The sequence below is a fragment of the Serratia sp. szju genome (genome assembly GCF_044594185.1).
GTDB lineage: Bacteria > Pseudomonadota > Gammaproteobacteria > Enterobacterales > Enterobacteriaceae > Serratia > Serratia bockelmannii.
In genome coordinates, this window is the sequence record NZ_CP172576.1 from 494,533 (window position 1) to 519,980 (window position 25,448).

Sequence of the window (25,448 nt, forward strand, 5' to 3'; positions counted from 1 at the left end):
GAATGGCCGTCTTGCGTGCTTATTCAGAGTTAATTAATAGCCCGAAGTTCCGGCACAGATGATTGGCAATAGTAAACAAATATTGTCCGTCTTTACAAAACTCGAGACAGCCAACCGGTTGGAATTGCTGGAAATTATTCTTCAGCTCAATTATTCCGCCGCCATCAATCGACGATATTCATCATAGGCGTACAGGTCGGTCATTCCGCTGATATAGTCCTGCAATAAACGCGCGCGGAAATAATATTCCCGAATGGCTTGCTGCTCCGGCGATAAATGCTGCAGCCCTTCTACCGCCTCCGCATACGCTAGCCGATGCTTGGTGGACAGCTTGTGGAACAGGCGTGTTTCAATCGGATAAGCGCGATGGCTGTCCTCGCGCACCAGCTGGCTGAAGTCCGCCAGCGACATCGCCAACAGCGGGCTGTAAATGTCCAGCAGGCCGCTGATCACCCGATAGCCTTGCAGCTCGAGCTGCTCGACCTCAGGGTGGTTGAACACGTGCTTGAACGCCACATTTTTAAATATCTTCAGTAGCCGATAGGCCGGGCTGGAATCCTCCAGCAGCGCCTGATTGAAACTGCCCTGATAGACCGCGTCCAGATTGTCGATAAAGCGCTGCGCCGCATGCGGCACCAGCCGCGCCACGGTAAACACCCGCAGATACATGAAGAACTGATCTTCCGCGCTGCGCCGCGCGCCGCCGCGATCTATCTTGCGAAACGCGCTGGCGACGGTCTTGTCGAACAGATCGCCCGGCACCACCTCGCCCCACTCCTGAATCAGGTGCTGATACAGCTGCTCGACGGTGAAAATGCTCTTCTCCACCGCGTCTTCCAGATCGGCCACACAGTACGAGATATCGTCGGCGGCCTCCATAATATAGGTCAGCGGGAAACGATCGAACTCGCCCATGTGCAGCTCGCGCCGCAACCGATCGACGAAGGCCTCTTCCGCCAGATAGTAGCCGGGCTTTTTCATCAGGTAACTGTGGCTGGCAGGGATGTCGCTCGCCCAGTAGGCCGGGCGGGTGTATTTCAAAATGCAGCCGACCTGCGCGTAGGTCAGGTTGAGCTTGAGCAGGCTGTACACCATGCGGATCGCCTGGGCGTTGCCCTCGAAGTGGCTGAGATCCTGACGGATCCGGCTGCGCAGCCGGTTCAGATCGCTCTCCCCTTCATGCAGGCGCAGCGTCGCCACCTGGCAGCGATCGTGGCTGCCCGGCTCGCTGCCGCAGCTGGCGGGATCGAGCCGCTGGGCGAACCAGTCGTTGATCGCCGACTCGCCGAAGTGTCCGAACGGCGGATTACCGATGTCGTGCATCAGGCAGGCCATTTCCACGATGCTTTCAAACGGATCGAGCAGCCGGGTCAAGCCGAGCTCATCAATTCTCCCCGCCTGTTTGAAGCGATTGAGGATCTCTTTGGCGATGTGGCGCCCAACCTGCTGCACCTCCATCGAGTGCGTCAGGCGGCTGCGCACCGCCGCGTTGCGCTCCAGTGGAAACACCTGGGTTTTTTGCTGCAGACGGCGAATGGCGGCCGAGTTGACGATGCGCCCGCGATCGCTCTCGAACTGCCGCACGATGTCGTACTCTTCCTCGGCCTCGATCGGTTTGCTGAAAGGCCGTTGGAAGCTGATTTTTTGCTTGAAGTCGATCCCGGACATCTGTTTCTCCGCCGTTGCGCCCTGCCCCCGTGATAACAATTCCCGGCAGCGGATGCAACGCATTATCTCTGATACACAGCCATGATAGACTATGCCGCAATTCTCACGGCCAATCAGCGAGTGTTATTTATGAAAGTAGGCATCATCGGCGCAATGGAGCAGGAAGTCACCCTGCTGCGCGATCAAATCGAAAACCGTCAAACCATCCAGCGCGCGGGCTGCGAAATCTACACCGGCCAGATCGGCGGCGTTGACGTGGCCTTGCTGAAATCCGGCATCGGCAAAGTCTCTGCGGCCATGGGCACCACCCTGCTACTGGAACACTGCAGCCCGGATCTGGTGATCAACACCGGTTCCGCCGGCGGCCTGGCCAGCACCCTGCGCGTGGGCGATATCGTGGTGTCGGAAGAAGTGCGCTACCACGACGCCGACGTCACCGCCTTCGGCTACGAGCCGGGCCAGATGGCCGGCTGCCCGGCGGCGTTCGTCGCCGACGACGCGCTGATCGCGCTGGCGGAAAGCTGCATCAAACAGCTGGATCTGCACGCGGTGCGCGGCCTGATCTGCAGCGGTGACGCCTTCATCAACGGCGCCGAGCCGCTGGCGCGCATCCGCGCCACTTTCCCGCGCGTCGCCGCCGTGGAAATGGAAGCCGCGGCGATCGCCCACGTCTGCCATCTGTTCGGCACGCCGTTCGTGGTGGTGCGCGCCATTTCCGACGTCGCCGACAGCGAGTCGCACATGAGCTTTGACGAGTTCCTGGTGGTAGCGGCCAAGCAGTCTACGCTGATGGTCAATGCCATGCTGCAAACCCTGGCCAAGCGCGGTTGATGTGAGGCTGCGCTTCACCTCGATGCTCTGTCTGTTGGCGCTCTGGCTGGCCCTGCCGGTCGGCGCCGCCCAGCGGGTGATTAGCCTGGCGCCCAACGCCACCGAGCTCGCCTATGCCGCCGGCATGGGCGAGGTACTGGTGGCGGCGAGCGCCTATTCCGATTACCCGCCGCAGGCCGCCAAGCTGGAGCAGGTGGCCTCCTGGCAGGGCATCAACCTGGAGCGGGTGCTGGCGCTCAAGCCGGACCTGATCCTCGCCTGGCGCGGCGGCAATCCGCAGCGCGTGCTGGATCAGCTCGCCGCGTTCGGCATCCCGATCTTCTATGCGGACGCCGACAACCTCGGGGGGATCGCCGGCTTGCTGGATAAGCTGGCGCAATACAGCCCGCACCCGGATCAGGCGCATCAGGCGGCAGACGACCTTCGCCGCCAGTTCGCCGCTCTCAAGCAACAATACGCCGCTAACTCACCACGGCGCGTGCTGCTGCAGTTCGGCACCCAGCCGCTGTTCACCAGCTCCGGCGCCACATTGCAAAGCCAGGTGCTGGCGCTGTGCGGCGGGCAGAACGTCTTCGCCGATAGCCGCACCCCTTGGCCGCAGATCAGCCGCGAGCAGGTGCTGGCGCGTCAACCCCAGGCCATCGTCATCACCGGCGGCGCGAAAGAGGCCGCCAATGTGAAAGCCTTCTGGGCGCCGCAGCTGCAGGTGCCGGTGATCGCGCTGAACGAAGACTGGTTCAATCGCGGCGGGCCGCGCCTGCTGTTGGCGGCGCAGCAGCTGTGCCGCCAGCTGGCGGAGATCCGCTGATGCTGGTGTTCTGGTTGGATATTCTCGGCACGGCGGTGTTCGCCGTCTCCGGCGTACTGTTAGCCGGCAAGCTGCGCATGGATCCGTTCGGCGTACTGGTATTGGGCGTGGTCACCGCGGTCGGCGGCGGCACCATCCGCGATATGGCGCTGGCCAACGGCCCGGTGTTCTGGGTCAAGGATCCCACCGATCTGGTGGTGGCGATGATCACCTGCGTCTTGACGCTGCTGCTGGTGCGCCAGCCGCGCCGCCTGCCGAAATGGGTGCTGCCGGTGCTCGACGCCGTCGGGCTGGCGGTGTTCGTCGGCATCGGCGTCAACAAGGCTTTCGCGGCCGGCACCGGCCCGCTGGTGGCGATCTGCATGGGAGTGATCACCGGCGTCGGCGGCGGCATTATCCGCGACGTGTTGGCGCGCGAGATCCCGATGATCCTGCGCACCGAAATTTACGCCACCGCCTGCATCATCGGCGGCATCGTGCACGCTACGGCGTTTTACACCTTCCACATGCCGCTGCAACAGGCCATGATGCTGGGCATGATCATCACGCTGGCCATTCGGCTGGCGGCCATCCGCTGGCACCTCAAGCTGCCCGCCTTTATTCTCGAACGCTGAGCCGTCGCCCTGCGGGGCGACGCGTGGCAACGCCGCACCGGGTGATTTATTAGACTAAAAACGGGTCCAGTGGTATTATTTTCGTCCAAAAAATAGCGTAGTGTCGATGTAAAATTCTGTTACCCGCAGGTTAATCCCTTCCCCACGCTGTTAAAACTTTTTAACTTTTTGCCGATAAGTCATCACAAGATGGCTTACGGATGACTATTCCCGCAATGATGAAAAAAATTCTGCTTGCCTGCTGTGGCGCCCTGCTGAGTGGCGCCGCGTATGCCGATGCCGTCAGCGGCCAGATCGGCGTTACCCTGACCATTGAACCGCAATGCGCCGTGCGCCTCGAAGCCGCCGTCCCCCAGGCCGAATGCAGCCACGCGACGGCGCAGCCGAAGATCATCCGCAACCCACCGACGCAGCAGAACGGTGCGGAAGTGATCCTCGTGGAATGGTAATGGTAGGCATAAAAAAAACCCGCCGGCCTAAGGCGAGCGGGTTGATGTTCTGACAGGCAAACTCAGATGCTGAACGACGAACCGCAACCGCAGGTGGTTTTGGCATTCGGGTTGGTCACCACGAAGCGCGACCCTTCCAGCCCTTCGGTGTAGTCCACCGAACCGCCGACCAGATACTGCAGGCTCATCGGATCGACCACCAGCGCCACGCCCTGCTTCTCGATGGTCATGTCGCCATCGTTGACCTTGTCGTCAAAAGTGAAGCCGTACTGGAATCCGCTGCAGCCGCCGCCGGTAATGTAAACCCGCAACTTCAGGTTCGGGTTTTCTTCGTCAGCAATCAGGAACTTAACCTTGTTTGCTGCTGCCTCGGTAAATTGCAAGGGCAGTGCCGTTTGATCACTCATACTCTTTACTCCCAACATTGTTCAGCATCAGATCGCGACTATGGCTGCCTGATTAATATTAACGATTATCCGATACCTGAGTGTTGCGTTCAAGTATTCACCGCATTTGTTGTATTTTCTTTACCTGTTTTCTCCGCCGCTTCCCGTGCCAGCTGCGCCTCCTGCCTTTGCAGGGTGCGAGCCAAGATCGATGAATACAGCGGCTTGCCGCCGAGCAGCTGCGCCACTACCGTGGCGCCGAGGCAGGTGATGATCATCGGTAAAATCAGCTGGTAGTTGTCGGTCATTTCCAGCACCAGCACGATACCGGTCAACGGGGCCCGCACCGTGGCGGCGAACAGCGCCCCCATACCGGCGATGGCGAAGGTGCCCGCTTCGATGCCGTATTGCGGGAACAGATGCGCCCCCGCCAGCCCGAAGGCGGTGCCGAACAGCGTGCCCAGCGCCAGCATCGGCGCAAAGATGCCACCCGGCGCGCCGGAACCGAAGCACAGCAGCGTGGTGAAGATGCGGGTAATGAAGATAAACATCAACATGCCGACGCTGTAATTGCCCGCCGCGGCGATCGGGATCAGCCCAAAGCCGCCGCCCGCCGCCTCTGGCTGAATCAACCCCAGAATGCCACACACGCCGCCGAGCAACCCACCCATCAACAAGATATTGCGCATTCTGCCGCCGTGCAGGCGCGCGAACATGTCTTGGGTGCGGAAGATCAGCGCGTTGAACCCCACGCCCACCGCGCCGAATATCGCCCCCAGCACCAGATAGAGCCACAGGGTGTTGATGGGCGCCGAAGAAAGTTTGTCGACCGCGATCACCGAGCCCTGGCCGTTAAACAGCTGGTACACCACGCTCGACATGATAACGCCGATAAACACCGCTTTAATCGAGATCAGGTTGTAGCGAAACTGCGGCCGCATCTCTTCGATGATAAACAGAATGCCGGCCAGCGGCGCGTTGAACGCGGCGGACAGCCCGGCGGCGGCCCCGGTCGCCAGCAGCGAATGACGCGCCTCGGCGCCGCGAATGCGCAGCACGTCCAATACCATGCGCCCGACGTTGCCGCCCATTTGCACCGTGGGCCCTTCGCGCCCCAGCACCATGCCCGCCCCCAGCGTGCCCATGCCGCCGATGAATTTCACCGGTATCACGCGCCACCAGCGCACCGGCCGCAGCTCCTCCAGCGCGCCTTCGATCTCCGGAATGCCCGAGCCGCCCGCCTCAGGCGCAAAGCGCCGCACCAGGTAATAGCCCAGCGCCGCCAGCGCGGCGGACAGGATAAACGCCAGCGGCCACACCAGGATCCAGGAGTCGGCGACCTGCGCCAGCGAAGCCAGCCGCTGCTGCTGCACCCACTCCACCGCTTTATCGAAGGCCACGCCAAGCAAACCAGCCAGCGTCCCCACCAGCGCGGCCATCAACAAGATCGCCACCGGCGTTTTATCGCGGCGGATAAACTGGCGCACCGCATCGCTGCGGCTAAGGCGCGGGCTCAACGTCCCGACGGGCTGTGAGTATGATTCTGTCATCGCGAATAATTCGTCAGGTAATTTGTAATACAAATAGGCAGGGCGATAATTCTACCCCAACCCGGCGGCGGGCGCTGCCGTTAATGGTATCTGACTGTGATCGTTTCATAACGCGGCGCTCTCCTCTAGAATAGCGCGGTCAAATCATTCAAAAGAGAATCCAGGAGCCGATTTATGAGCCTACACAGCAAGTCCGAAAGTCTGTACGCCCAGGCGCAACAGTTGATCCCCGGCGGGGTAAACTCTCCGGTGCGTGCATTCACCGGCGTAGGCGGTGTGCCGCTGTTTATCGAGCGCGCAGACGGGGCTTACCTGTTCGATGCCGACGGCAAGGCCTATATCGACTATGTCGGTTCCTGGGGGCCGATGGTGCTGGGGCATAACCACCCGGCGATCCGCGACGCGGTGATCGAAGCGGCGCAGCGCGGCCTGAGCTTCGGCGCGCCGACCGAGATGGAAGTCAAAATGGCGCAGCTGGTCACCGAGCTGGTGCCGACGATGGATATGGTGCGCATGGTGAACTCGGGCACCGAAGCCACCATGAGCGCCATCCGCCTGGCGCGCGGCTACACCAACCGCGATAAAATCATCAAGTTCGAAGGCTGCTACCACGGCCACGCCGACTGCCTGCTGGTGAAAGCCGGCTCCGGCGCGCTGACCCTCGGCCAGCCGAACTCACCGGGCGTGCCAGCCGACTTCGCCAAACACACTCTGACCTGCACCTATAACGATCTGGATTCGGTGCGCGCCGCCTTCGAACAGTACCCGTCAGAGATCGCCTGTATCATCGTCGAGCCGGTCGCCGGCAACATGAACTGCGTGCCGCCGCTGCCGGAATTCCTGCCGGGCCTGCGCGCCCTGTGCGACAAGTACGGCGCGCTCTTGATCATCGACGAAGTGATGACCGGCTTCCGCGTGGCGCTGGCCGGCGCGCAGTCCTATTACGGCGTTGAGCCGGATCTGACCTGCCTCGGCAAAATCATCGGCGGGGGTATGCCGGTGGGCGCCTTCGGCGGCCGTCGCGATGTGATGGAGGCGCTGGCGCCGACCGGTCCGGTCTACCAGGCGGGCACCCTGTCCGGCAACCCGATCGCCATGGCGGCGGGCTACGCTTGCCTGACCGAAGTGTCGCAGGTTGGCGTGCACCAGACGCTGACCGAACTGACCGAGATGCTGGCCGCAGGCCTGCTGCATGCGGCGCAGGAAGAGAATATCCCGTTGGTGGTCAACAACGTCGGCGGCATGTTCGGCCTGTTCTTCACCGACGCGCCGGCGGTCACCTGCTACCAGGACGTGATGCAGTGCGACGTGGAACGCTTCAAGCGCTTCTTCCACCTGATGTTGGAAGAAGGGGTGTATCTGGCACCGTCCGCCTTCGAAGCGGGATTCATGTCCGTGGCGCACAGCAAAGAAGACATCCAGCGCACCATCGACGCCGCGCGTCGCTGCTTCGCCAAGCTGTAATCCCGGCCGGATGGCCAAAAAAATGGGCGCCTCGGCGCCCGTTTTGTTTTTCGCTGCGGTTTACAGCAGCGTGCCGTAAATGGTCAACAGCGCCACCACCACCACGATGATCATCGTCACCTTGCGCGCCAGCGTCACCGCCGCGCGCGGCGTTTGCACCGGATCCATATGCGGATCGCGCGCCAGCGAGAACTGCGCCAGCCGCGTCAACACCTGATACGACGACGAATGCCGATCCCCCAGCGAGGCGAACCAGGCCGGCAGCGCCCGCTCGCCGTGGCCAAATAGCGCATAGGCCACCCCGGCCAAACGCACCGGGATCCAGTCCAGCCAGTTCAGCAGGTGATCGATGCCCGACTGCGAACGCTCCAGCGGCGTATTGTGGCGCGCCAGCCAGGTTTGATAGGCGCGCAGGAAGGCATATCCCGCCAGCGCGATCGGCCCGTACGGCCCAAAGACCACGAACCAGAACAGCGGCGCCAGGTAATAGCGGAAGTTGATCCACAGCAGCGCGTTTTGCAGCTCGCGCAGACGCAGCTCTTCACTGCAGTCCACCGGCAAACCGTGGATCAACGCCAGCTCTTCCGCCATCTGATCGCTGGCATGGGTATCCCCCTGCCGCGCCGCTTTCAGGTAGGCGCGGTAGTGTTTGCGCTTGATGCCGGCGCCGACGCACAGCAGATCGATGACGATCCACAGCAGCAGCGTCACCACGCCAAAGAATAACCCGTGCGACAACCACAGAACGCCCCAGACGACAACCATCCAGGCGGCGGTCATCGCCAGCGTCTGCGCCAGCGAAACCCGATGCAGCCGCTGAAATACCACTTCGAGGCGATGATCCAGCTGCCAGTGTTCCCCCAGCTTGAACAGGCGCTCCCAGGCCAAAACCAGCAACAGCGTAAACAGCGTCATTAGCGATTCCTCTCCCTTTTTCTTGTCTCAAGCATAGCGTCGGCAGGCGCGCCGCGTTGTTCCAGAGATGCCAGATAGCGATCCCAATCGAACGCCGGCCCGGGATCGGTTTTGCGGCCGGGGGCGATATCGCAATGCCCGGCGATATGCGCCGCCAACGGCGGATAATGTTCGGCCAGCAGCGCGGTGACCGCCTGCAGCGTGCGATATTGCGCCTCGGTGTAGGCTAACTGGTCGGTGCCTTCCAGCTCGATGCCGATGGAGAAATCGTTGCACCGTTCGCGCCCCTGATACAGAGAAACGCCCGCGTGCCACGCGCGCTGGTCGAAGGGCACATACTGCACGATCTCCCCATCGCGGCGGATCAGGCAGTGCGCAGACACTCGCAGCTGATGGATCTCGGCGAAATAAGGGTGCTGCGCGGGATCGAGCGTGCCGGTGAACAGCTGGTCGATATAGGGGCCACCGAATTCGCCGGGCGGCAGGCTGATGTTATGGATGACCAGCAGCGAGGGCGGCTCGTCATCCGGGCGACGATCGCAGTGCGGCGAAACCACTCGCGTCACCCCGACAATCCAGCCATTTTCCAACTGCATCAGACACCTCTCTGCGGTGGTACTTATTCCTGCAACAGAGTAGCATGTTCCCCTACGATCTAACCGTCCATTTCGGAGTTTTCCATGCCGACACGCCGCTACAGTGCCGACCGTCGCCGTACCGAGCTTCTTGAACGTATTGAAAGTGATATTCCCTATTCCGTCGCCCAGGCGCTGCGCGAAGACCTGGGAGGTGAAGTTGACGCCGGGCGCGATATTACCGCGCAATTGTTACCGGCGGACAAGCAGGCCGAAGCCACCGTCATTACCCGCGAAGCCGGCGTGTTCTGTGGCCGCCGCTGGCTGAACGAAGTCTTTATTCAGTTGGGCAACCAGGTGCAGGTGGAGTGGCTGGTGGCAGACGGCGACCGTCTGATACCGAACCAACCGCTTTGCCGGCTGCGCGGCCCTGCGCGGGTGCTGTTGACCGGCGAGCGCACCGCGCTGAACTTCGTGCAGATGCTCTCCGGCGTGGCGACCGAGGTCAGCCGCTATGTGGCTCTGCTGGAAGGCACCCAGACTCGCCTGCTCGATACCCGCAAGACCTTGCCCGGCCTGCGCACCGCGTTGAAATATGCCGTACTGTGCGGGGGCGGCAGCAACCACCGGCTGGGGCTGTCCGATGCCTTCCTGATCAAGGAAAACCACATCATCGCCTCCGGCTCGATCAAAAACGCGGTGGAAAAAGCCTTCTGGCTGCACGCCGACGTGCCGGTGGAAGTGGAAGTCGAATCGCTTGATGAACTGCAGCAGGCGCTGGACGCCGGCGCCGACATCATCATGCTGGACAACTTCAGCGTCGAGATGATGCGTCAGGCGGTTGCCCAAACCCAGGGCCGCGCCCAGTTGGAGGTATCCGGCAACGTCACCAGCGAGACGCTGCGCACCTTCGCCGAGACCGGCGTGGATTACATTTCGGTCGGCGCGCTGACCAAACATGTGACCGCGCTCGATCTGTCGATGCGCTTCAAATGATCCCCTCGCCCCCGGCCGCCGCCGGGGGCGTTACCGCAGATTTGCGAAGCCCCTCGCACCGTTTTTCCCTCCGCTGCAAACGGCATCATTACTGATGGAAGCACGCCGAGAAACGCGTAAAACCCGCTCGCCGTTCCCCCGCGCAAACCGCTACCGTTGTTTTCCACACCCTTATGGAGGAAACAACGCATGGAAACGCAACGCGGCTTTAGCCTGATCGAACTGATGGTGGTGATCGCCATCATCGCCATCCTCAGCGCCATCGGCATTCCCGCCTACCAGCGCTACATCCAGAAAGCGGCGATGACCGACATGCTGCAAACCATGGCGCCGTATAAACTGGCGGTCGAACTGTGCGTGCTGGATGAAGGCGCGCCCGCCGGCTGTGAAGCCGGCAGCAAAGGCATTCCCACCGGCGGCGCGTCGCGTTACGTCAGCGGGGTGAAAGTCGTTAAAGGCGTCATCACGCTGACCGGCGCCCAAACGCTGCAGGGGCTGGCGGTGGCGTTAACCCCCAAATCGAACGCCGATGGGCTGACCCACTGGACCCGGCTGTGCAGCAGCGAAAACGCGACGCTGGTTGAGGTGTGCCGGGAAGTCTTCCGCTTCGACGACGCAGCGGAGTAGCAGCGATGAACGCGCAAATCAGCGAAGAGGTTCACACCCTGTGTCGGCGCTATCAGGCGCTGGCGCTGAGCGAAGACCCGACCACCCTGACGGTCGCGCTCAGCGAAGAAGCGCCGCAGGGGCTGCTGGCGGCGCTGCGTTTCGCCACCGGCAAACGCATCCATCTGGAACAATGGCCGGCGGCCAGGTTGGAGCTGGCGCTGAATCAGCACCACGAGCCGCTCTCGGCACCGCTGGCGGCCGAAGAGGACACAACCGATATCGCCTACCCCGACGACGGCGATGCGCCGGTGGTACAGTTCATCAACCAGACGCTGCGCCTGGCCATTCAGCGCCGCGCCTCGGACATCCACTTCGAGCCCTTTCGGCAGCATTTTCGCATTCGTCTGCGCATCGACGGCGTGCTGCAAACCCTCGCCTCACCGCCGCCGCAGCTGACCGCGCGCCTCATCGCCCGGCTGAAGATCCTCGGCCAGTTGGATATCGCCGAGCGCCGTCAGCCTCAGGACGGGCAGCTCAGCCTGACGCTGGACAGCGCGCGCTATGCCATGCGTATCGCCACCCTGCCGACGCTGCACGGCGAAAAGGTGGTACTGCGCGTCCAGCAGGGTGAGCAGCAGGAGCTGCCGCTGGATAAACTGGGCATGAGCCGGGCGGATCTGGCGCGCTACGCGACGGCGCTGGCCTGCCCGCAAGGGTTAATCCTGGTGACCGGCCCGACCGGCAGCGGCAAGACGGTGACGCTGTACAGCGGTCTGCGCCAGTTGAACGATGCGCAAAGCAACCTATGCAGCGTCGAGGATCCGGTCGAGATCCCGCTGTTCGGCATTAATCAGACCCAGATCAACGCCAAAACCGAGCTGAGCTTCGCCCGGGTGCTGCGCGCCCTGCTGCGCCAGGATCCGGACGTCATCATGATCGGCGAGATCCGCGATGCGGAAACCGCCGAGATCGCGGTCAAGGCCGCGCAAACTGGCCACCTGGTGCTGTCAACGCTGCATACCAACTCCACTGGCGAAACCCTGACGCGGCTGATGCACATGGGGATCCCCGGCTACCTGCTCGCCGGCTGCCTGAAGCTGATCGTCGCGCAGCGGTTGGTGCGCAGGCTGTGCCGCCACTGCCGCTATCCGCAAAGCCAGCCGACGCATTTTCCCACCGCTATCTGGCCAGAACCGCTGACCGCCTGGCGCGCCGACGGCTGCGAGCACTGCTTCGGCGGCTACTATGGGCGCATCGGCGTGTATGAGCTGTTGGCCATTACGCCGGAAATACAGGCGGCGCTGCTGGCGAACGCTGCTCCTAGCCTGCTGGCGAATATCGCCCGTGAGCAGGGGCAGCTTTCGCTGCTGCAGGCCGGGCTGACTCTGGCCGCCGAAGGCACGACCTCGCTGGAAGAACTGTATCGCGTGATCGACGTCGTCCAGCTCGGCGCAACCACGTCATGAAAGCGCGCCGCCTGTTTCTGTGGCAGGCTTTCGACGCTCAGGGCGCCTTACGCCGCGGCGAACTGATGAGCGAAGAAAAACGGCAGGTGAGCCGATTACTGATTGAGCAAGGCATGCAACCGTGCCGAATCGGGCACGGCAAACGCGTTACGCCCGGCCAATGGCGTGGAGAACCCTTAATCCACTTCACCCGCCAGCTCGCCACTCTGCTGCAGGCGGGGTTGCCGCTGGTCGATGCGCTGCAGTTGCTGGCAGCAGAGCATCCTTCGACAGCCTGGCGCTGCCTGCTGCGCCAGTTGGCCGACCAGGTGCGCGAAGGGCAACCGCTTTCCGAAACCCTCGCCGAACAACCGGGGATTTTTCCCCTGATCTACCGCCAGCTGATCGCCATCGGCGAACTGACCGGTAACCTCGATCGCTGCTGCCTGCAGCTGGCACAACAGCAAGAAGCCCAACTGCTGCTGCGCCGCAAGGTGACCAAGGCGCTGCGGTATCCCCTCTTCATCTGTGCGGTGGCGCTGCTGGTCAGCGTGCTGATGCTGGTGATGGTGCTGCCGGAATTCGCCAAGGTTTATCAATCGTTCGATGCGCCACTGCCCTGGTTTACCCAAGGGCTATTGAAGTTGTCCGCGCTGCTGATCGCCGTTGGCCCCTATTTGGCGCTGCTGCTCGGCGCATCGCTGTTCGGCTACTGCCGCTGGCTGCATCCGCGCCCGCCGTGGCGCAGACGTGAACAGGCACTCTTGCTTCGCCTGCCGCTGATCGCCCGGCTGGTGAGCGGCGGCGCGCTGAGCCAAACATTTCGCATCCTGACCATGACCCAACGCGCCGGGCTGACGCTGGTGGAAGGCTTGAGCGCGGCGGCGCTGGCGGCTGACCATCTGCTGTACCGACAGGCGCTGGAGCAGGTGCGACGGCAGATCGCCGAAGGCGAAGCCTTTCATCATGCCATGGGCCTGCAACCGCTGTTTCCGCCGCTGTGCCGGCAGTTGGTGCGGGTGGGCGAAGAGTCCGGTTCGCTGGACGCCTTGCTGGATAAATTGGCACAGTGGTATGAACGGCAGACGCACGAGCTGGCCGATACGCTGGCGCAAACGCTGGAGCCGCTGCTGATGCTGGTGGTGGGCGGGATTGTCGGCGCTTTGGTGATCGCCATGTACCTGCCTATCTTTCAACTGGGCAGCGTGTTGGGATAAAGGGAAGAGGATAGCGGGCGCCGCGGTGTGCTGCGCCCGAATGCAAGGTGCGGCTTATTTGCTGCCGAAGACGCGGTTTTCCTGCTCTGCCACGCGGATAAAGGTGGTGCGCTTGGTCAGCTCTTTCAAACGCTCGGCGCCGACGTAGGTGCAGGCGGAACGCAGGCCGCCGAGGATATCGCGCACGGTAAACTCCACCTCGCCCCTCAGCGGCAGCTTGACGGTTTTCCCTTCGGCCGCGCGATACTCCGCTACGCCGCCGACATGGCGCTTCATCGCTGACTCGGAGCTCATGCCGTAGAACAGCATGAACTTCTCGCCGTTCTCTTCCACCACGGTGCCTTCGCACTCGTCGTGGCCGGCCAGCATGCCACCCAGCATCACGAAGTCCGCGCCGCCACCGAAGGCTTTGGCGACATCGCCCGGCACCGAGCAGCCGCCGTCACTGACGATTTGGCCGCCCAGCCCATGGGCCGCATCGGCGCATTCGATTACCGCCGACAGCTGCGGATAGCCCACGCCGGTTTTCACGCGGGTGGTGCATACCGACCCCGGGCCAATGCCGACTTTAACGATGTCGGCGCCGGAGAGGATCAACTCTTCCACCATCTCGCCGGTCACTACGTTGCCGGCGCAGATCACGTGATTCGGGCAGGCTTCGCGCGCTTTCTGCAAGAAGGCGACGAAGTGTTCAGAGTAACCGTTGGCCACGTCGATACAGATGAATTTCAGCGCCGGAGACAGGGCCAGGATCTGCTGCATTTTGGTGAAGTCGGCTTCGGAAGTGCCGGTGGACACCATCACGTGGCGCAGCACCGATTCCGGCATGCGCTGCACGAAATCAGCCCATTGCTCGACGCTGTAATGTTTGTGTACGGCGGTGAGAACATCGAAAGAAGCCAGGGCCTCGGCCATGCGAAAGGTACCCACTGTGTCCATGTTGGCGGCGATAATCGGCACGCCGGACCAGCTGCAACCTGAATGCTTGAAGGTAAACTGACGTTCCAGTTCAACCTCGGAACGGCTTTTCAGCGTGGAGCGCTTAGGGCGGATCAACACGTCTTTAAAACCCAACTTCAAATCTTCTTCAATACGCATGACTTATGATTTCCTGGTTAATGGCGACGGATCGCAAGGAGGATGTTCGAACCTCTGCCCGACGGCTTTCCAGTGGCGCAAAAAGACGGCGGCGAGATTAATGCCAGTTCCAGTGACGTTATAATACGCGCTAATAATCGCCGAACAAGACTGCGAATTCGCCTTTATTTACGCTACAATCCGACAAATTTACCTGCATAATCGCAGTGTGATTGCCCGCTCATTTTTGCCGTGCCGCTGCGCTTTTTCTCGCCGCCCGAACGGGGCCGACGCGCAAGCGCCGCCTGCCGACTTGCACTTCTGCGCGATCGCTTTATGATTCGTCTATTATTTTTTTATGAACATCGGATGCACCTAACACCATGGCCTACATTGTTGCGTTGACCGGGGGCATAGGCAGCGGCAAGACGACCGTCGCGAACGCCTTTGCGCGCCACGGCGCAACCCTTGTCGATGCCGACGTGATCGCCCGTCAGGTCGTCGAGCCGGGCACCCCTGCGTTGGCCGCGATCGCCGAACAATTTGGTAATGAAATGTTGCTGCCGGACGGTGCGTTGAACCGCGCTGCGCTACGTCAGCGCATCTTCAGCCACCCCGATGACAAAACCTGGCTGAACCAACTACTGCATCCGCTGATACACCGCGAGACCCAACGCCAACTGGCGCAGGCTGCCAGCCCGTACGCACTGTGGGTGGTGCCGCTGCTGGTGGAAAACCGCCTGCAGGATCGCGCCGATCGGGTGCTCGTGATCGATGTCGACGCTGAGACCCAGTTGGCTCGCACCATCGCGCGCGACGGCGTCAGCCGCGAGCAAGCGCAGAGCATTCTCGCCGCCCAGGCCACGCGCCAGCAGCGCCTCGCCGTGGCGGATGACATTATTGACAACAGCGGCGCCGCTCAGGGGATAGAGCCACAGGTCGCCGCACTGCATCGTCGCTACCTTGAACTGGCGGCAACAGCGCCCCAACAGGATTAAACTGCATGAGTGATGTTTCCCCAACCGTTCTCTTTGAACACCCGCTTAACGAAAAAATGCGCACCTGGCTGCGCATCGAATTTCTGCTGCAACAGCTACACGGCCAGCGCGCCCTGAGCGAAACCGCCATCGCCCTTACCTTCTTTCGCACCGTCTCCGACCTGCTGGACGTGCTGGAGCGCGGCGAAGTGCGCACCGAACTGCTCAAAGAGCTGGAGCGCCAGCAGCAAAAACTGTTGGCCTGGGCCGATGTGCCGGGCGTGGATATGGCGCTGATCGATCAGCTGCGCGGCCAGTTGAAGTCGCGCTCATCGGCGCTGATGGCGGCGCCGCGCCTCGGTCAGGCGCTGCGTGAAGACCGGCTGATCGGCCTGGTGCGCCAGCGGCTGAACATTCCCGGCGGCTGCTGCAGCTTCGATCTGCCAACCCTGCACATGTGGATGCACGCGCCGCAGCAGGATCGCGACGCCGACGTCGCCGCCTGGCTGCAATCGTTGGATCCGCTGAACCAGGCGCTGATCATGGTGCTGGATCTGATCCGTCAGTCGGGGCCGTTCCGCAATCAAATCAGCCTGAACGGCTTTTTCCAGGACAACGCCGAAGGGGCGGATCTGCTACGCCTGCGCCTCCATCTGGCGCCGCAGCTTTATCCGCAGATTTCTGGCCACAAGACGCGTTATGCCATTCGTTTCCTGCCGCTGGACAGCGAAAATGGCGTGGTGCCTGAACGCCTGACGTTCGAATTGGCCTGTTGTTGAACTCATGAAAGCAAGCCTTCTCAGCACTGACAGAAGGCGTAAGGAACCGTTATGACGACCGTAGTGAAATGCCCAACCTGTGGCACCGGCGTGGTTTGGGGTGAAGTCAGCCCGTTCCGGCCGTTTTGCAGCAAGCGCTGCCAGCTGATTGATCTTGGCGAGTGGGCCGATGAAGAGAAGCGCATTCCGAGCAACAGCGATCTGTCGGAAAGCGAAGACTGGAGCGAACTCGACGATCGCTAGTCGCCGGTTGAAGGCCTGGCGGACGCCAGGCCAATCTTGTTATTGCGCGGCGTTCGCCTGCGCTACCAGCAGTTGAATAATGCCGACGTTGGCTTCCGGGAACTCGTCTTCACGCAGATCGGCCTGTTTTACCCAGCGCATCGGCTGCCCCTCACGGCCAAACGGCTCGCCCGCCCAACGCTCCACCAGATAAAAATTCAGTGTCACGATGCGATCGCTGAAACGATGTTCCACCACCTCCAACAGTTCGGCCCGCTCGGCTTCGATACCGGTCTCTTCGTGCAACTCGCGGCTCAGGGCCTGTTCCGGCGTCTCACCCGGTTCGATCTTGCCGCCGGGAAACTCCCAAAATCCGGCCATGTGCGTGTCAGCGGCGCGGCGGGTAATAAAGATCTCCCGTTGAGCATTGCGGATGATGCCCACGGCGATATTCAGATGTTTCATCTCACCCTCCTGATGGGTGCCAAAAAACAGGGGCTCAGCAAGCTGAACCCCTGGGTGTTATCGGTTAACCGCAGCCGGCATTACTGCAGGCGGCCGTGGCACTGCTTGTATTTCTTGCCGGAACCGCATGGGCAAGGATCGTTGCGGCCCACTTTGCGCTCGGCGGTCGCCGGCGCGTTCGGATCTTCGGTCACCAGCGCGTTCTCGTCGTGGTGGCTCAGCTGTTGCTGCTGCGCCAGGCGCTCAGCCTCTTCACGGCGCTGCTGTTCCAGCGCTTCCACTTCTTCCGGCATCCGCACCTGTACCTTGCTCAGCACGCTGATCACTTCATATTTCAGCGATTCCAGCATGGTGGCGAACATGTTGAAGGATTCGCGCTTGTACTCCTGCTTCGGATCCTTCTGCGCATAGCCGCGCAGGTGGATGCCCTGACGCAGGTAGTCCATCGCCGCCAGGTGCTCTTTCCACAGGGAATCCAGCGTCTGCAGCATCACGCCCTTCTCGAAGTTGCGCATCATTTCGCTGCCGACCACGTCTTCCTTACGCAGGTACTGCTCTTTGGCGTTCTCCAGAATACGTTCGCGCAGCGTCTCTTCGTGCAGCTCCGGCTCTTTGTCCAGCCACTGGGCAATTGGCATCTCCAGATCGAAGTCGTTCTTCAGGCGCTCTTCCAGCCCCTGAATGTCCCACTCTTCTTCCAGCGACTGCGGCGTGATGTAGTTGTCGATGGTGCTCTTGAACACGTCCTCGCGGATGCTGGCGATGGTTTCGCTCACGTCGGACACGTCCAGCAATTCGTTACGCTGGCTGTAGATAGCGCGGCGCTGATCGTTGGCGACATCGTCGTATTCCAGCAGTTGCTTACGGATATCGAAGTTACGGCTCTCCACCTTGCGCTGAGCGTTGGCAATCGCCTTGGTCACCCACGGGTGCTCAATCGCCTCACCTTCTTTCATACCCAGTTTACGCATCATGCCAGACACGCGATCCGAGGCGAAGATACGCATCAGGGCATCTTCCATCGACAGGTAGAAGCGGGATGAACCGGCGTCGCCCTGACGACCGGAACGGCCGCGCAGCTGGTTATCGATACGGCGCGATTCATGGCGCTCGGTGCCGATGATATGCAGGCCGCCCGCAGCCAGCACCGCATCGTGGCGCACTTTCCAGGCGGCTTTGATGGCTTCAATTTGCTCTTCGGTCGGTTCTTCCAGCAGCGCCACTTCGGCCTGCCAGCTGCCGCCCAGCACGATATCGGTACCGCGGCCCGCCATGTTGGTGGCGATGGTCACCGCACCGCTCTGACCCGCCTGGGCGACGATGTCCGCCTCCATGGCGTGGAATTTGGCGTTCAGCACCTTGTGCTCGATACCCGCTTTGGTCAGCTCATGGGAAACCACTTCGGATTTCTCGATTGAGATGGTACCCACCAGCACCGGCTGGCCTTTGGCGGTACGCTCGCGGATGTCTTCGATGATGGCACCGATCTTCTCTTTCTCGGTCATGTACACCAGATCCGGCATATCCTTACGGATCATCGGACGGTTGGTTGGCACCACGATGGTGTCCAGCTTGTAGATCGAGCTGAATTCGAAGGCTTCGGTATCGGCGGTACCGGTCATCCCGGCCAGCTTCTCGTACAGACGGAAGTAGTTCTGGAAGGTAATCGAAGCCAGCGTCTGGTTCTCGTTCTGGATCTCCACGCCTTCTTTGGCTTCCACCGCCTGGTGCAAACCGTCGGACCAGCGGCGGCCCTGCATGGTACGGCCGGTGTGCTCATCGACGATGATCACTTCGCCGTCTTTCACGATGTAGTCCACGTCGCGGGTAAACAGCACGTGGGCACGCAGCGCGGCGGTAACGTGGTGCATCAGCATGATGTTGGTCGGCGAGTACAGCGATTCGCCTTCATCCATGATGCCAGCTTCCACCAGCATCTCTTCGATCAGGATCAGGCCGCGTTCGGTCAGGTGGACCTGGCGCGCCTTCTCATCCACCGAGAAGTGCCCTTCACCCTTGAAGGTGTCGGAGTCTTCTTTTTCCTGACGGATCAGTTTAGGGATCAGCTTGTTGACCTTGATGTACATCTCGGAGCTGTCTTCTGCCGGGCCGGAGATGATCAGCGGCGTACGCGCTTCATCGATCAGGATGGAGTCCACCTCATCCACCAACGCATAGTGCAATTTACGCTGCACCCGCTCTTCCGGGCTGAACGCCATGTTGTCGCGCAGGTAGTCGAAGCCGTATTCGTTGTTGGTACCGTAGGTGATGTCGGCGGCGTAAGCTTCACGCTTGGCCGGCGCCGGCATGCCCGGCAGGTTGATACCGATGCTCAGGCCGAGGAACTCGAACAACGGACGGTTGTTTTCGGCGTCACGCTGCGCCAGATAGTCGTTGACGGTCACGACGTGCACGCCGCGGCCGCTCAGGGCGTTCAGATAAGCCGGCAGCGTCGCGGTCAGGGTTTTACCTTCACCGGTGCGCATCTCGGCGATGCAGCGATCGTTCAGCACCATGCCGCCCAGCAGCTGCACGTCGAAGTGACGCATGCCGAACACGCGCTTGCTCGCCTCACGCACCACGGCGAAGGCTTCCGGGATCAGGCTGTCCAACGACTCGCCTTTCTCCAGGCGCGCGCGGAACTCGTTGGTTTTCGCTTTCAGCTCGTCATCGGACAGTTTTTCCATGTCCGGTTCCATGCGGTTGATCTGCTCAACCACTTTGCGCATGCGGCGCAGGGTACGATCGTTACGGCTGCCAAAAACTTTGGTTAATAATTTCACTAACATGATGTTTGATATCTCTGTCATGACGGCCGAACACGGCAGTCAACTTGCTATTATTTATGGTTTTTGTGCCCGAAGGGCGAAGTCAGACGAGAGCGGCTGGCCCGGCGCGAATGCCCTGCACCTGCGCCACCCACAGGCCGGTCTGGTGGCGCGCCAGCGTGGGCAGCACCTCAAGGTGGGTGTGGCGAATGATGGTCGGCGGCTTCGGCTCGTGCGTCAGCAGCGCGTTGAGAGTAGAAAGCAGCGCCAGTTGCGCTACCTGCAAAGGGGGTTCCGCTTCGGCTTCGCTTTCCTGCACCCGCGCATAAACCGCCTGCGGCGCCAGCGCGAAAGAGAGGTGACGAATGACGGTGCGCAGCGCATGTTGCTGCCAATAATCTACGCTGAAGGTAGGACGGCGATGTGCGTCCTGCAGCAGGGCCAGGCTGTTGAAGGTGCCGTTGGCCGAATTTTGCCGGTTAAGGCTGGACGATGTGCTCGGCAGTGCGGCCTGATCGGGGGCGCCGGACAAATTGGAAGGTGCGCCAAGCGTGGCCGCAACCATCCCTAACAGGAGATGGGGCCAGAAATAACGTCTGCCAAATTGTCGCCAACGATTTAGAATACCGATCACGAGTTTATAATCCGCCGGAGCCCATTATGCGCGATAGCCGTCCACAATTATTAGATGTCCTGTTCGACGACGCGTCTGCCGGCAGCAAAGGGACGCTGCAAAACGTCCAGCAACGCGCGGTGGCGCTGCTCAAGCTTAACCGTGCAGTGAAGGGCCTGTTGCCCGCTCCCCTGCATCCCTGGTGCCGCGTCGCGAATTTCCGACAGGGTATTTTAGTGCTCGAAACGGCAAATGCCAGTTGGATGATGCGCTTGCGCTACGAACAACCCGCTTTGCTGTCTGCACTACGAGCGCAAATTCTACCATCATTGTCGTCGATCGACATCAGGATTAATCCGGCCTTGATGGCGAAAGGCAGCAACCAGGTGCAAAACGCCGAAAAAGCGCCTGAAAAACCCGTGCCAATGCGGCATTTGAGTCTGGAAAGTGCGAAGGAACTGAAAGGATTGGCGAGCCGTAGCCCGGAAAAGCTGCGCAAGATATTGGAACGGCTGGCTGCATTGGCCGGAGAGGGTACCAACACAACCAGTCGTGATAAGTAATCAGCGACACAGCTGCAAAACACCAGACGGCATCACGAGCCTGAATGCTCAGGCTCTCAGGAGATGCGCCTGCCGTTATTCGCAGGCGAGGAATTCAGACCTTACGCCAATACGGTAGACGGTGCCTTGAATGCCAATGGCATTTCGGCTTCGTCCTGGAAGGTCACGTATTCCCACGCTTCCTGCTTGGCCAACACGGCCTGCAGCAGTTTGTTGTTCAGCGCGTGGCCAGACTTGAACGCGGTGAACGCGCCAATGATGTTGTGGCCGCACATGAACAGGTCGCCGATGGCGTCCAGCATTTTGTGACGTACGAATTCGTCTTCGAAACGCAGACCGTCTTCGTTCAGCACGCGGTAATCATCTACCACGATGGCGCAATCGAAGCTGCCGCCCAGGGCCAGGCCACGGGACTGCAGGTATTCGATGTCACGCATAAACCCGAAGGTGCGCGCGCGGCTGATTTGACGCACGAAAGACTCAGCCGAGAAATCAAGGCGATAGCGCTGAGAGCTGGCGTCGATAGCCGGGTGGTTGAAGTCGATGGTGAAGTCCAGGCGGAACCCGTTATGCGGGGACAGCTCGGCCCATTTATCGCCATCTTCAACACGCACAGTCTCTTTCAGACGCAGGAATTTCTTCGCCGAGTTCAGTTCTTCGATGCCGGCATCCAGCAGCAAGAACACGAACGGACTGGCGCTGCCGTCCATGATTGGGATTTCAGCGGCGTCGACTTCAATGACGATGTTGTCGATGCCCAGCCCAGCCAGCGCGGCGTTGAGGTGCTCAACGGTCGAAATACGCACGTCATGCTCATTCACCAGGCAAGTACAGAGCATGGTATCACGCACGGATTTTGCATCAGCCGGAAAATCAACCGGTGGATTCAAGTCAGTGCGACGATAGATGACCCCGGTATTAGCCGGCGCTGGGCGCATTGTCAGCGTGACTTTCTTGCCGGTATGCAAACCGACGCCAGTCGCCTGAACAATACGTTTTAATGTCCTTTGTTTGATCATCGTTTTATCTCGCAATGTTATCCATCCTACCAGCCAAGCATACAGCATGGCTGGCGGGACAGTTTAGCACAAAGAGCGGAGATTCCAAATTCTCAGGATATTCTTAGTCTGCCTGCTTACGCAGGAAGGCTGGAATATCAAGATAGTCGGGCTCTTTATTCGGCTGCGCAGCTTGGTCGTTGACCACCTTCGCGGCAGGTTTCACTTCCTGCGGCAGAGGCGACATGCCGTGCTGCTGATAACGGTGATCCATCACCGGCTGGCTGGCCTGCTTATTGGTCACCAGGGTGATTTCAGGACGCTTGTCCATACCGATACCGGTTGCAACCACGGTTACGCGCAGTTCGTCGTTCATTTCTGGATCCAGCGAGGTACCGATAACCACGGTAGCGTTGTCGGAAGCGAACGCGCGGATGGTGTTACCCACGGTTTCGAACTCATCCAGACGCAGGTCGAAGCCAGCGGTAATGTTGACCAACACGCCGCGCGCGCCGGACAGGTCGATGTCTTCCAGCAGTGGGCTGGAGATCGCCATTTCGGCCGCTTCTTCGGCGCGGTCTTCACCGCAAGCCACGCCGGAACCCATCATCGCGTAGCCCATTTCGGACATCACGGTGCGCACGTCGGCGAAGTCGACGTTCATCAGGCCCGGACGGGTGATCAGCTCGGCGATACCCTGCACCGCGCCTTTCAGCACGTCGTTGGCCGCGCCGAACGCGTCCAGCAGAGAGATGCCGCGACCCAGAACTTTCAGCAATTTGTCGTTCGGGATGGTGATCAGCGAGTCCACGTGTTTGGACAGTTCAGCGATACCCTGCTCCGCGAATGCCATGCGCTTCTTGCCTTCGAAGTTGAAAGGCTTGGTCACCACGGCCACGGTCAGAATACCCAAATCTTTAGCCACTTCAGCCACCACTGGCGCCGCACCGGTACCGGTACCGCCGCCCATGCCGGCTGCGATGAAGACCATGTCTGCGCCGTCCAGCGCTGCGCGCAGGGCTTCGCGGTCTTCTTCCGCTGAATTGCGACCCACTTCAGGGTTCGCGCCCGCACCCAGACCTTTGGTAATACCGCTACCAATCTGGATGGTTTGGCCAACCGCCGTTTTGCGGAGCGCCTGGGCGTCCGTGTTCACAGCGAAGAATTCAACACCTTCGATGCGCTCGCGCACCATGTGTTCAACGGCGTTGCCACCGCCGCCGCCGACGCCGATGACTTTAATCACCGCGTCATTGGTTAGTTCCATTGGTTCAAACATAGTTTCTCTCCGTTTTGTGCCTGTCGCTGCGAGATCATAAAAAGATTACTCAGCATGATCTCTTTGTTGAAACATTAAAACTCTTTTCTCAGCCAGCTATTGATGCGTTTAAACCAATTGCCCACCGAGGCGCGTTTTTCTACCTCTGTCTCACCGCTCAGGTGAGACTCTTTTCCATAGTGCAGCAGACCTACCGCCGTCGAGTAGTAAGGCTCCTGCGCATAATCCGTCAGACCCGTGATGTTCAAGGGTTGGCCGATGCGTACCTGGGTATGGAACACCCGTTGCGCACAGGCTGCCAGGCCATCAATCTGGGCGGCGCCACCGGTCAGCACGATACCTGCCGCCAGATGATGCTTCACCCCTTGCTGACGCAGTTGCTCCTGCAATTGCAAAATTTCATCGTTAACCAGATTCAACAGTTCGGTGTAGCGTGGCTCAATGACTTCAGCCAGCGTCTGTCTTTGCAGACTGCGCGGAGGACGTCCCCCGACGCTAGGCACCTCTACATTCTCATCCTTGCTAACAATCGACCCAAGCGCACAACCGTGTCGAACTTTAATCGCTTCCGCGTCGGTCGGCGGCGTGCCGAAGGCGTAAGCGATATCGCTGGTGACCACGTTCCCGGCGTAAGGGATCACTTTGGTGTGGCGCAGCGCACCGCCGGTGTACACCGCCATATCCATGGTGCCGCCGCCGATATCCACCACGCAAACGCCGAGTTCGCGTTCATCTTCGGTCAGCACCGCGTAGCTCGCGGCCAGACCGGCGAAAATAAGTTGGTCAACTTTCAGGCCGCAACGTTCCACGGCCTTGACGATGTTCTTCGCCATATCGTTATGGCAGGTAATCAGATGCACCTTGGCCTGCATGCGCACGCCGGACAGCCCAACCGGGTTTTTGATGCCTTCCTGATAATCGATGGCGTATTCCTGAGGAATCACGTGCAGGATGCGGTGTTCGTCGCGCACGCGCACCGATTTGGCGGTGTGCACCACGTTCTCCACGTCGTCCTGCGTCACTTCCTCTTCCGAGATCGGCACCATGCCGATTTCGTTCTGGCAGCTGATGTGCTTGCCCGACAGCGCCAGGTACACCGACGAGATCTGGCAGTCCGCCATCAGCTCGGCCTGATCGATGGCGCGCTGTACGCACTTCACCACCGACTCCAGGTCGTTTACGCCGCCCTTATCCATGCCGCGAGACGGGCAGCTGCCCACCCCGATAATGTTGACCATGCCATCGGGCAGAACTTCCCCTACCAACGCGGAGACTTTTGCAGTACCGATCTCCAGTCCAACTACCAGTTTTCTGTCCGTCGACTTGATCATTGTTGTTTTGCCTGTGCCTGATTCTGTTGCTGATTACTGTTTTGCTGACCGCCAAGCGCCTGCGGATCGACCAACACCGGAGCCCACCCTACCGAAGCGCCGGACTCGTAGCGCAGATCGACATAGCTGACACGCTTGCTCTCCGCCTGGCCCTGCTGCTGCAATACCGGGTAAAGCTCAATAAACCGCTGCAAACGCCCGTTGCGGTCATCGCGCCCCAGCTCAAGCCGGACATCGTTGTCCAGCGCCAGCTGCCAGGAATGGCGCGCGGTCATCGCCGCCATTTTCAGCGTATATTTGCTGGCCGCCAACGTGGCGCTCATCGCCCGATAGCCCTCCAGCACATCCTGCTCGCTCCCTTCCGGCCCGTAGAGCAGCGGCAACTTCTGCTTGCCCGCCCGCTCCGCCGGCACGCTGAACGCTTTGCCCTCGGCGTCCACCATGTGCAAATCGTTCCAGCGCGCCACCGGGACGTACTCCACCAGATGGATCTTCAGCTCATCCGGCCATTGTTTGCGCACGCTGGCCTGTTTGATCCACGGCAGACGTTCGATCTGCTGCTGGATGACGTCCACATCCTGCGTCATAAAGGTGCCGGGGGCGCCCAGCGCCAGGATCGCCTGACGAATATCATCGTTGGTGGTGTAGTGGCGTTCGCCGGTCACCACCAGCCTTGAGAGCGGCAGGCGACTGGCGTCTTTCATCCAGCCAAGCACCGCCCAACCGCTCCACACGACCGTTCCCAACACCATCAGCAGGAAAATCATTCCCGCCAACTGGGTTCCATTGCTGCGGCGCGGGCCGTTATCCACCTCGCGATCGCGCGCATTCAGGGCAGCTTGCGACATA

General features: G+C 60.8%; 26 protein-coding genes. 13 read left to right on the forward strand and 13 right to left on the reverse strand.

The genetic code is table 11. From position 1 onward, the window contains the following. Window positions 1-150 precede the first annotated feature (150 nt). Window positions 151-1,668, reverse strand: a complete 1,518-nt coding sequence (dgt, locus tag RE418_RS02480) for a dGTPase (protein ID WP_025301593.1) — start codon at window positions 1,666-1,668, stop codon at window positions 151-153. A gap of 129 nt (window positions 1,669-1,797) precedes the next feature. Between dgt and mtnN the strand changes: the two genes are divergently transcribed. From mtnN to RE418_RS02500, 4 genes are all read left to right on the forward strand, one after another. Next, complete coding sequence (mtnN, locus tag RE418_RS02485) at window positions 1,798-2,499, forward strand: 5'-methylthioadenosine/S-adenosylhomocysteine nucleosidase (RefSeq protein WP_049200308.1); 702 nt, start codon at window positions 1,798-1,800, stop codon at window positions 2,497-2,499. 22 nt (window positions 2,500-2,521) lie between these two features. Further along, the gene (gene btuF / locus RE418_RS02490; protein ID WP_043136301.1) at window positions 2,522-3,307 is read left to right on the forward strand and encodes a vitamin B12 ABC transporter substrate-binding protein BtuF; all 786 of its coding nucleotides are present in this window, start codon (window positions 2,522-2,524) and stop codon (window positions 3,305-3,307) included. Next, a complete protein-coding gene (locus tag RE418_RS02495) occupies window positions 3,307-3,921 on the forward strand; it encodes a TRIC cation channel family protein (RefSeq protein WP_038873529.1) in 615 nt (204 codons plus the stop codon). The genes btuF and RE418_RS02495 overlap by 1 nt, the downstream gene beginning before the upstream one ends. 200 nt (window positions 3,922-4,121) lie before the next feature. Continuing rightward, on the forward strand, window positions 4,122-4,370 hold the full coding sequence (locus RE418_RS02500; protein WP_065424607.1) for a hypothetical protein: 249 nt from the start codon (window positions 4,122-4,124) through the stop codon (window positions 4,368-4,370). Window positions 4,371-4,432: 62 nt separating this feature from the next. On the opposite strand, the gene erpA is transcribed toward RE418_RS02500, so the two are convergent. Together erpA and clcA are read right to left on the reverse strand one after the other, a co-directional pair. Beyond that, window positions 4,433-4,777, reverse strand: a complete 345-nt coding sequence (gene erpA, locus RE418_RS02505) for an iron-sulfur cluster insertion protein ErpA (RefSeq protein ID WP_004932708.1) — start codon at window positions 4,775-4,777, stop codon at window positions 4,433-4,435. Between the two features lie 89 nt (window positions 4,778-4,866). Then, complete coding sequence (clcA, locus tag RE418_RS02510; RefSeq protein ID WP_060448159.1) at window positions 4,867-6,306, reverse strand: H(+)/Cl(-) exchange transporter ClcA; 1,440 nt, start codon at window positions 6,304-6,306, stop codon at window positions 4,867-4,869. Window positions 6,307-6,480: 174 nt separating this feature from the next. Here clcA and hemL point away from each other — a divergent pair, with 174 nt between their 5' ends. Further along, complete coding sequence (hemL, locus tag RE418_RS02515; protein ID WP_025301587.1) at window positions 6,481-7,770, forward strand: glutamate-1-semialdehyde 2,1-aminomutase; 1,290 nt, start codon at window positions 6,481-6,483, stop codon at window positions 7,768-7,770. A 60-nt stretch (window positions 7,771-7,830) separates the two neighbouring features. Here hemL and ampE read toward each other — a convergent pair whose 3' ends face one another. Together ampE and ampD are read right to left on the reverse strand one after the other, a co-directional pair. Further along, window positions 7,831-8,685 carry a beta-lactamase regulator AmpE gene (ampE, locus tag RE418_RS02520; protein WP_025301586.1) on the reverse strand — a complete coding sequence of 285 codons (855 nt, stop codon included), beginning with the start codon at window positions 8,683-8,685 and terminating at the stop codon, window positions 7,831-7,833. Next, on the reverse strand, window positions 8,685-9,281 hold the full coding sequence (gene ampD / locus RE418_RS02525; protein WP_025301585.1) for a 1,6-anhydro-N-acetylmuramyl-L-alanine amidase AmpD: 597 nt from the start codon (window positions 9,279-9,281) through the stop codon (window positions 8,685-8,687). Before ampD ends, ampE begins: the two co-directional genes overlap by 1 nt. Window positions 9,282-9,365: 84 nt before the next feature. Between ampD and nadC the strand changes: the two genes are divergently transcribed. The 4 genes from nadC (at window position 9,366) to hofC (ending at window position 13,527) form a co-directional block, all read left to right on the forward strand. Continuing rightward, window positions 9,366-10,256, forward strand: coding sequence for a carboxylating nicotinate-nucleotide diphosphorylase (gene nadC / locus RE418_RS02530; RefSeq protein WP_025301584.1), 891 nt, complete (start codon window positions 9,366-9,368; stop codon window positions 10,254-10,256). A gap of 189 nt (window positions 10,257-10,445) precedes the next feature. After that, on the forward strand, window positions 10,446-10,883 hold the full coding sequence (gene ppdD / locus RE418_RS02535) for a prepilin peptidase-dependent pilin (RefSeq protein ID WP_025301583.1): 438 nt from the start codon (window positions 10,446-10,448) through the stop codon (window positions 10,881-10,883). Window positions 10,884-10,888: 5 nt separating this feature from the next. Further along, a complete protein-coding gene (gspE, locus tag RE418_RS02540; RefSeq protein WP_049207265.1) occupies window positions 10,889-12,331 on the forward strand; it encodes a type II secretion system protein GspE in 1,443 nt (480 codons plus the stop codon). Further along, window positions 12,328-13,527 (forward strand): protein transport protein HofC, encoded by a 1,200-nt coding sequence (hofC, locus tag RE418_RS02545; RefSeq protein ID WP_089180566.1) that lies wholly within the window; start codon window positions 12,328-12,330, stop codon window positions 13,525-13,527. Before gspE ends, hofC begins: the two co-directional genes overlap by 4 nt. A gap of 54 nt (window positions 13,528-13,581) precedes the next feature. On the opposite strand, the gene RE418_RS02550 is transcribed toward hofC, so the two are convergent. Beyond that, a complete protein-coding gene (locus RE418_RS02550) occupies window positions 13,582-14,625 on the reverse strand; it encodes a GMP reductase (RefSeq protein ID WP_049204784.1) in 1,044 nt (347 codons plus the stop codon). Window positions 14,626-14,987: 362 nt separating this feature from the next. Between RE418_RS02550 and coaE the strand changes: the two genes are divergently transcribed. Genes coaE through yacG form a run of 3 tightly spaced genes read left to right on the forward strand, consistent with a single transcriptional unit; the run spans window position 14,988 to window position 16,603 of the window. Further along, the gene (gene coaE, locus RE418_RS02555; protein WP_089180565.1) at window positions 14,988-15,602 is read left to right on the forward strand and encodes a dephospho-CoA kinase; all 615 of its coding nucleotides are present in this window, start codon (window positions 14,988-14,990) and stop codon (window positions 15,600-15,602) included. A 5-nt stretch (window positions 15,603-15,607) separates the two neighbouring features. Next, on the forward strand, window positions 15,608-16,360 hold the full coding sequence (zapD, locus tag RE418_RS02560) for a cell division protein ZapD (RefSeq protein ID WP_025301579.1): 753 nt from the start codon (window positions 15,608-15,610) through the stop codon (window positions 16,358-16,360). A gap of 51 nt (window positions 16,361-16,411) precedes the next feature. Beyond that, complete coding sequence (gene yacG / locus RE418_RS02565) at window positions 16,412-16,603, forward strand: DNA gyrase inhibitor YacG (protein WP_025301578.1); 192 nt, start codon at window positions 16,412-16,414, stop codon at window positions 16,601-16,603. Between the two features lie 39 nt (window positions 16,604-16,642). Here the strand turns inward: yacG and mutT are convergent, their stop codons facing one another. The 3 genes from mutT to secM all read right to left on the reverse strand — a co-directional run bounded on the left by mutT (window position 16,643) and on the right by secM (window position 20,449). Beyond that, window positions 16,643-17,047, reverse strand: coding sequence for an 8-oxo-dGTP diphosphatase MutT (gene mutT, locus RE418_RS02570; protein WP_049204788.1), 405 nt, complete (start codon window positions 17,045-17,047; stop codon window positions 16,643-16,645). Between the two features lie 80 nt (window positions 17,048-17,127). After that, complete coding sequence (secA, locus tag RE418_RS02575; RefSeq protein WP_025301576.1) at window positions 17,128-19,836, reverse strand: preprotein translocase subunit SecA; 2,709 nt, start codon at window positions 19,834-19,836, stop codon at window positions 17,128-17,130. An 82-nt stretch (window positions 19,837-19,918) separates the two neighbouring features. Next, a complete protein-coding gene (gene secM / locus RE418_RS02580) occupies window positions 19,919-20,449 on the reverse strand; it encodes a secA translation cis-regulator SecM (protein WP_049204789.1) in 531 nt (176 codons plus the stop codon). A 26-nt stretch (window positions 20,450-20,475) separates the two neighbouring features. Between secM and RE418_RS02585 the strand changes: the two genes are divergently transcribed. After that, window positions 20,476-20,991, forward strand: a complete 516-nt coding sequence (locus tag RE418_RS02585; RefSeq protein WP_089180564.1) for a DUF721 domain-containing protein — start codon at window positions 20,476-20,478, stop codon at window positions 20,989-20,991. 101 nt (window positions 20,992-21,092) lie between these two features. Here the strand turns inward: RE418_RS02585 and lpxC are convergent, their stop codons facing one another. From lpxC to ftsQ, 4 genes are all read right to left on the reverse strand, one after another. Beyond that, entirely contained in the window at window positions 21,093-22,010 is a 918-nt protein-coding gene (gene lpxC, locus RE418_RS02590; protein ID WP_004932754.1) for a UDP-3-O-acyl-N-acetylglucosamine deacetylase, read from the reverse strand. A gap of 103 nt (window positions 22,011-22,113) precedes the next feature. Then, complete coding sequence (gene ftsZ, locus RE418_RS02595) at window positions 22,114-23,268, reverse strand: cell division protein FtsZ (RefSeq protein WP_004932757.1); 1,155 nt, start codon at window positions 23,266-23,268, stop codon at window positions 22,114-22,116. Window positions 23,269-23,342: 74 nt separating this feature from the next. Continuing rightward, entirely contained in the window at window positions 23,343-24,599 is a 1,257-nt protein-coding gene (ftsA, locus tag RE418_RS02600) for a cell division protein FtsA (protein ID WP_004932758.1), read from the reverse strand. Continuing rightward, on the reverse strand, window positions 24,596-25,447 hold the full coding sequence (ftsQ, locus tag RE418_RS02605; RefSeq protein WP_004932761.1) for a cell division protein FtsQ: 852 nt from the start codon (window positions 25,445-25,447) through the stop codon (window positions 24,596-24,598). The genes ftsA and ftsQ overlap by 4 nt, the downstream gene beginning before the upstream one ends. Between the last annotated feature and the right edge of the window lies 1 nt (window position 25,448).

Bases quoted from the DNA above. Each gene is read 5' to 3' on its own strand.
- ftsZ (WP_004932757.1), bottom strand. From the start codon at position 23,268: ATGTTTGAACCAATGGAACTAACCAATGACGCGGTGATTAAAGTCATC.
- erpA (WP_004932708.1), bottom strand. From the start codon at position 4,777: ATGAGTGATCAAACGGCACTGCCCTTGCAATTTACCGAGGCAGCAGCA.
- ampD (WP_025301585.1), bottom strand. From the start codon at position 9,281: ATGCAGTTGGAAAATGGCTGGATTGTCGGGGTGACGCGAGTGGTTTCG.
- ampE (WP_025301586.1), bottom strand. From the start codon at position 8,685: ATGACGCTGTTTACGCTGTTGCTGGTTTTGGCCTGGGAGCGCCTGTTC.
- RE418_RS02500 (WP_065424607.1), top strand. From the start codon at position 4,122: ATGACTATTCCCGCAATGATGAAAAAAATTCTGCTTGCCTGCTGTGGC.
- RE418_RS02495 (WP_038873529.1), top strand. From the start codon at position 3,307: ATGCTGGTGTTCTGGTTGGATATTCTCGGCACGGCGGTGTTCGCCGTC.
- gspE (WP_049207265.1), top strand. From the start codon at position 10,889: ATGAACGCGCAAATCAGCGAAGAGGTTCACACCCTGTGTCGGCGCTAT.
- mutT (WP_049204788.1), bottom strand. From the start codon at position 17,047: ATGAAACATCTGAATATCGCCGTGGGCATCATCCGCAATGCTCAACGG.
- RE418_RS02550 (WP_049204784.1), bottom strand. From the start codon at position 14,625: ATGCGTATTGAAGAAGATTTGAAGTTGGGTTTTAAAGACGTGTTGATC.
- mtnN (WP_049200308.1), top strand. From the start codon at position 1,798: ATGAAAGTAGGCATCATCGGCGCAATGGAGCAGGAAGTCACCCTGCTG.
- hemL (WP_025301587.1), top strand. From the start codon at position 6,481: ATGAGCCTACACAGCAAGTCCGAAAGTCTGTACGCCCAGGCGCAACAG.
- dgt (WP_025301593.1), bottom strand. From the start codon at position 1,668: ATGTCCGGGATCGACTTCAAGCAAAAAATCAGCTTCCAACGGCCTTTC.
- hofC (WP_089180566.1), top strand. From the start codon at position 12,328: ATGAAAGCGCGCCGCCTGTTTCTGTGGCAGGCTTTCGACGCTCAGGGC.
- RE418_RS02585 (WP_089180564.1), top strand. From the start codon at position 20,476: ATGCGCGATAGCCGTCCACAATTATTAGATGTCCTGTTCGACGACGCG.
- yacG (WP_025301578.1), top strand. From the start codon at position 16,412: ATGACGACCGTAGTGAAATGCCCAACCTGTGGCACCGGCGTGGTTTGG.
- zapD (WP_025301579.1), top strand. From the start codon at position 15,608: ATGAGTGATGTTTCCCCAACCGTTCTCTTTGAACACCCGCTTAACGAA.
- secA (WP_025301576.1), bottom strand. From the start codon at position 19,836: ATGTTAGTGAAATTATTAACCAAAGTTTTTGGCAGCCGTAACGATCGT.
- ppdD (WP_025301583.1), top strand. From the start codon at position 10,446: ATGGAAACGCAACGCGGCTTTAGCCTGATCGAACTGATGGTGGTGATC.
- btuF (WP_043136301.1), top strand. From the start codon at position 2,522: ATGCTCTGTCTGTTGGCGCTCTGGCTGGCCCTGCCGGTCGGCGCCGCC.
- clcA (WP_060448159.1), bottom strand. From the start codon at position 6,306: ATGACAGAATCATACTCACAGCCCGTCGGGACGTTGAGCCCGCGCCTT.
- nadC (WP_025301584.1), top strand. From the start codon at position 9,366: ATGCCGACACGCCGCTACAGTGCCGACCGTCGCCGTACCGAGCTTCTT.
- ftsA (WP_004932758.1), bottom strand. From the start codon at position 24,599: ATGATCAAGTCGACGGACAGAAAACTGGTAGTTGGACTGGAGATCGGT.
- lpxC (WP_004932754.1), bottom strand. From the start codon at position 22,010: ATGATCAAACAAAGGACATTAAAACGTATTGTTCAGGCGACTGGCGTC.
- ftsQ (WP_004932761.1), bottom strand. From the start codon at position 25,447: ATGTCGCAAGCTGCCCTGAATGCGCGCGATCGCGAGGTGGATAACGGC.
- coaE (WP_089180565.1), top strand. From the start codon at position 14,988: ATGGCCTACATTGTTGCGTTGACCGGGGGCATAGGCAGCGGCAAGACG.